This is a genomic window from Amycolatopsis sp. NPDC006131 (assembly GCF_040614175.1).
GTDB classification, from domain to species: domain Bacteria; phylum Actinomycetota; class Actinomycetes; order Mycobacteriales; family Pseudonocardiaceae; genus Amycolatopsis_E; species Amycolatopsis_E tucumanensis.
In genome coordinates this window covers 1-4198 of the sequence record NZ_JBEXTX010000223.1, presented here as the reverse complement: position 1 = coordinate 4198, position 4198 = coordinate 1, and the positions used below count along the sequence as shown (strand labels likewise).

General features: G+C 69.8%; 5 protein-coding genes. 3 read left to right on the top strand and 2 right to left on the bottom strand.

Features of this window, described 5'->3' with window-relative positions; all coding sequences use genetic code 11:
• Nucleotides 1-260 (top strand): hypothetical protein (locus tag ABZ215_RS43415; protein WP_354956779.1); only part of this gene is annotated, 260 nt, incomplete at its 5' end.
• A gap of 9 nt (nucleotides 261-269) precedes the next feature.
• On the opposite strand, the gene ABZ215_RS43410 is transcribed toward ABZ215_RS43415, so the two are convergent.
• Both ABZ215_RS43410 and ABZ215_RS43405 read right to left on the bottom strand, forming a co-directional pair.
• A complete protein-coding gene (locus ABZ215_RS43410) occupies nucleotides 270-1499 on the bottom strand; it encodes a sigma-70 family RNA polymerase sigma factor (RefSeq protein ID WP_354956777.1) in 1230 nt (409 codons plus the stop codon).
• On the bottom strand, nucleotides 1496-1843 hold the full coding sequence (locus ABZ215_RS43405; RefSeq protein ID WP_237340303.1) for a YciI family protein: 348 nt from the start codon (nucleotides 1841-1843) through the stop codon (nucleotides 1496-1498). The genes ABZ215_RS43410 and ABZ215_RS43405 overlap by 4 nt, the downstream gene beginning before the upstream one ends.
• Nucleotides 1844-1948: 105 nt before the next feature.
• Between ABZ215_RS43405 and ABZ215_RS43400 the strand changes: the two genes are divergently transcribed.
• A complete protein-coding gene (locus ABZ215_RS43400; RefSeq protein WP_354956775.1) occupies nucleotides 1949-3022 on the top strand; it encodes an ATP-dependent DNA ligase in 1074 nt (357 codons plus the stop codon).
• Nucleotides 3019-4014, top strand: coding sequence for a non-homologous end-joining DNA ligase (gene ligD / locus ABZ215_RS43395; protein WP_354714644.1), 996 nt, complete (start codon nucleotides 3019-3021; stop codon nucleotides 4012-4014). The genes ABZ215_RS43400 and ligD overlap by 4 nt, the downstream gene beginning before the upstream one ends.
• The last annotated feature ends 184 nt before the right edge of the window (nucleotides 4015-4198 follow it).

The following is a 4198-nucleotide window of genomic DNA, read 5'->3' as shown; positions in this document are numbered from 1 at the left end:
GCCGTGAGGCGCCCCTGCGCGAAGCGCAGGAAAAAGATCAAAAGAGTCCTCGCCGGACGGGCAGGCTCCGGGATGACCAGGGGTTGGGTGCCTCGACTCACCTCGTGCGGGTGGTTGCGCTGGGTGGTCATCCCGTCGCCTTCCGGTTTGTGCATATCACCTTGATCCAGGGCCGCAAGGTTGGCATGTTCGGCCGCCGGAGAGAGCCTGGGTTGCGGCCCTGGCTCAAGGTGATCGTTCAGTTCCAGGCGACGGGATGACCACCCAGCTCAGTTGGGGGTGGTGCACCTTGCGGCGCGCTTTTGCAGGTAGCGCTGCTCGGGGAGGCTCGTCGTCCGCTTCGCGGCCAGTTGGTATTCCGTGCGGGCCTCCGCTGTCTCGCCTGCCCGTTCCAGCAGGTGGGCGCGGACGGCGTGCAGGCGGTGGTGCTTGGCCAGGCGCGGATCCTCGGTCAGCGAGTCCAGCAGCTCCAAGCCGGCTCGGGGGCCGGACGTCATCGCCACGGCCACTGCCTTGTTCAAGGTCACCATGGGGTTCGGGGCGATCCGCTCCAGCAGTCCGTACAGCGCCACCACCTGGGGCCAGTCCGTCTCCTCGTCGCTGGCGGCTTCGTCGTGCACCGCGGCGATCGCGGCCTGCAGTTGGTACGCGCCGAGCCGGGTGGTCTTCGCCAAGGCCTCGCTGATCAGGGCGACCCCCTCTTCGATCAGGGCGCGGTCCCAGCGGGTGCGGTCCTGTTCGGACAGCGGGATCAGCTCGCCGTCGACGCTCCTCGCGAACCGCCGGGCGTGGGTCAGCAGCATCAGCGCCAGCAGGCCCGCGACCTCCCAATCCGACGGCAGCAAGCGCCGCACCAGGCGGGTCAGCCGGATCGCCTCCGCGGCCAGGTCGTCGCGCTGCAGGTCGGGGCCCGCGGTCGCCGTGTAGCCCTCGTTGAACATCAGGTACAGCACGTGCAGGACCGAGTTCAGCCGCTCGCCCCGCTCCTCCTCGGGCGGCAGGCTGAACCGGGCGCCCTTCACCTTCTGCTTCGCCCGGCTGATCCGCTGGGCCATCGTCGCCTCGGGGACGAAGAACGCCTTCGCGATCTCGGCCGTCGTGAGGCCGCCGACGGCGCGCAGGGTCAGCGCGGTTTGCGACGGCACCGACAGCGACGGGTGGCAGCACAGGAACAGCAGGGTGAGGGTGTCGTCCGTGTCGCCGGGGCCGCGTTCGTCCGCGCCCGGCGCCACCAGCTGCGTCGCCGGGGTGGCGAGCAGGTCCTCGTCCTCCCGGCGGCGTCGTGCGCTGTCGCTGCGCATCCAGTCGGTCAGGCGCCGCGTCGCGACCGTCAGCAGCCACCCGCGCGGGTTGTCCGGCACACCGGTCTCGCCCCACTGGGTCGCGGCCGCGAGCAGCGCCTCCTGCACCGCGTCCTCACACGTGTCGAGCCCGCCGTAGCGGCGCATGAGGATCGCCAGCACCTGCGGCGCCAGGTCGCGCAGCAGGTCGTCGGTCATCCCTCGCCGCCGTGCAGCACGGGCCACACCTCGACCTGCCGGAACGCGGCGAACGGGTTGTCCGCCGCGATCTCCAGTGCCCGCTCCTCGCTGTCCACCTCGAGCATCGCCACGCTGGCCAGGTACTCCTTGGTCTCCAGGTACGGCCCGTCGGTGACCGTCGTCTGCCCGTCGCGGACCCGGACGACCTTCGGGTCCGCGATGCCGTACGCGCCGAGCAGCTCGCCGGACGCGAAGTACTTCTCGTTGAACGCGTCCTGCGCGGCGACGGCCGCCTGCCACTCGTCCGGAGTCACCGAGTCCCACAGCTCCTGGTTGCCGTACAGAATCACCATGTACTTCATGGGGGTCATCCTCCCTGGTCGAGTCTCTGTCGGAAGGAGGTCCGGAGCGGATCACGTTTTCTCGACATGGCGCGCGGAGAATTTTTCCGGCCTAGAGTCAGCGGTGTGGACCTGCCCGTGATGCCGCCGGTCAAGCCGATGCTGGCGAAGGCCGTGCACGAGATGCCCCGCGAACCCGGGCTGCACTACGAGCCGAAGTGGGACGGGTTCCGCTGCGTCGTGTTCCGCGACGGTGACGAGGTCGAGCTGGGCTCCCGCAACGACCGGCCCCTGACCAGGTACTTCCCCGAGCTGGTGGACCTGCTGAAGGCCGCGCTGCCGGAGCGGTGCGTGGTCGACGGCGAGATCGTCATCGTCACCAGCGGCGGTCTCGATTTCGACAGCCTCCAGCTCCGGCTGCACCCCGCCGCGTCCCGGGTGCGGAAGCTGGCCGCGGAGACACCGGCCAGCTTCGTCGCGTTCGACGTGCTCGCCCTCGACCACGCCGACCTGACCGGTGAACCGTTCCAGCGCCGCAGGCACGTCCTCGAAGGGGTGCTCGACGACTCACTCGCCCGGGTGCACCTGACGCCGATGACCCAGGACCCGGACGTCGCGCAGGACTGGTTCACCCGGTTCGAGGGCGCCGGGTTCGACGGGGTCATGGCGAAGCCGGGCGACCTGCCGTACGAGCAGGACAAGCGGGTGATGTGGAAGGTCAAGCACGAGCGCACCGCGGACTGCGTGGTCGCCGGGTTCCGCTGGCACAAGGACGGCAACGGGATCGGATCGCTGCTGCTCGGCCTGTACGACGCGGACGGGCGGCTGCAGCACATGGGCGTGGCGAGCAGTTTCACCGCCGCGCGACGCCGGGAGCTGGTCGACGAGCTGGCGCCGCTGCGGGAGGGCGCGATGGGGGAGCACCCGTGGCGCGAGTGGGCGTCGTTCGAGCCGGACGGTAGGCGGGTGCCGGGCGCGCAGAGCCGGTGGAACGCGGGCAAGGACCTGTCGTGGGAGCCGGTGCGGATCGAACTGGTCGCCGAAGTCCGGTACGACCACCTGCAGGCGGGCCGCTTCCGCCACGCGACGCGCCTCGTGCGGTTCCGGCCCGACCGGACCCCGGACTCGTGTCGGTACGACCAGCTGGAAGAGGTGCCGCCGGCGGAGCTGACCGCCCTGTTCAGCGAGGTGAGAGCGTGAGCGCTGTACCGATTGAAGGCACCGAGGTCAGCATCTCGTCGCCGGACAAGGTGTACTTCACCGAGCGCGGCGAGACGAAGCTCGACCTGGTCCGGTACTACCAGGCGGTCGAGGGCCCGTTGATGAACACGCTGCGGGACCGGCCGTTGCTGCTGGAGCGCTATCCCGACGGCGCGAGCGGCAAGTCGTGGTTCCAGAAGCGCGTCCCGAAGTCGACGCCGTCCTGGGTGCGGACCACCGTGGTGTCCACCCCGAACGGAACGACCTCGGACGCCCTCGTGGCGGCCGACCTGGGGCACATCCTGTGGGCGGTGAACCTGGGCTGCATCGGTTTCCACGTCTGGCCCTACCGCGCCTCGGCGCCCGAGTTCGCCGACGAGCTGCGAATCGACCTGGACCCGTCGCCCGGGGTGACGTTCGAGCAGGTCCGCGAGGCGGCGGTGCTGACGAAGGACCTGCTGGACTCCCTGGGCATCGCGGCCTACATCAAGACAACGGGCTCCCGTGGCCTGCACGTCTACGTGGCGCTGGAACCACGGTGGGACTCCTACGCGGTGCGCGCTGCCGCGGTCGCCCTGGCGCGGGAGCTGGAGCGCAGGCACCCGGACCTCATCACGGCGCAGTGGTGGAAGGAAGAACGGGGCGCGAGGGTCTTCGTGGACTTCAACCAGAATGCCCCACACAAGACGGTCTTCGGCGCGTGGTGCGTCCGCCCACGGCCAGGCGGGCAGGTCTCGACGCCCATTTCGTGGGACGAGCTGTCCACAGTGGAACCAGGGGAGTTGACTCTGTCGACGGTGCCGGACCTGGTCGCTCGGCGAGGTGACCCATGGGCGCAGATGCGGGAGCGGCCGCAGACGATCGAGCCGCTGCTGGAGATGTCGGAGCGGGACATGGCAGCCGGGATGATGGATGCGCCGTGGCCGCCCGTGTACCCGAAGCAGCCGAACGAGCCACCCAGGGTGGCACCGAGTCGGGCAAAGAAGAGCTAGCGCCACGAGCAACAAAACGCCGCCCGGCAACGAAACGCCACCGAGCAGCCCAACCCCCCCTCAACCGCAAGCCGGCAACGCAAAGCAGGCGACTACCCCAACCAGACCTCCCCCGCCCCCGATCCACAGCCTGCTTTTAGTCGCCGATCAGGCGTGTCAAGGTACTCTTTCCCGCCTTGACACG

Bases quoted from the DNA above. Each gene is read 5' to 3' on its own strand.
- ABZ215_RS43410 (WP_354956777.1), bottom strand. From the start codon at position 1,499: ATGACCGACGACCTGCTGCGCGACCTGGCGCCGCAGGTGCTGGCGATC.
- ABZ215_RS43405 (WP_237340303.1), bottom strand. From the start codon at position 1,843: ATGAAGTACATGGTGATTCTGTACGGCAACCAGGAGCTGTGGGACTCG.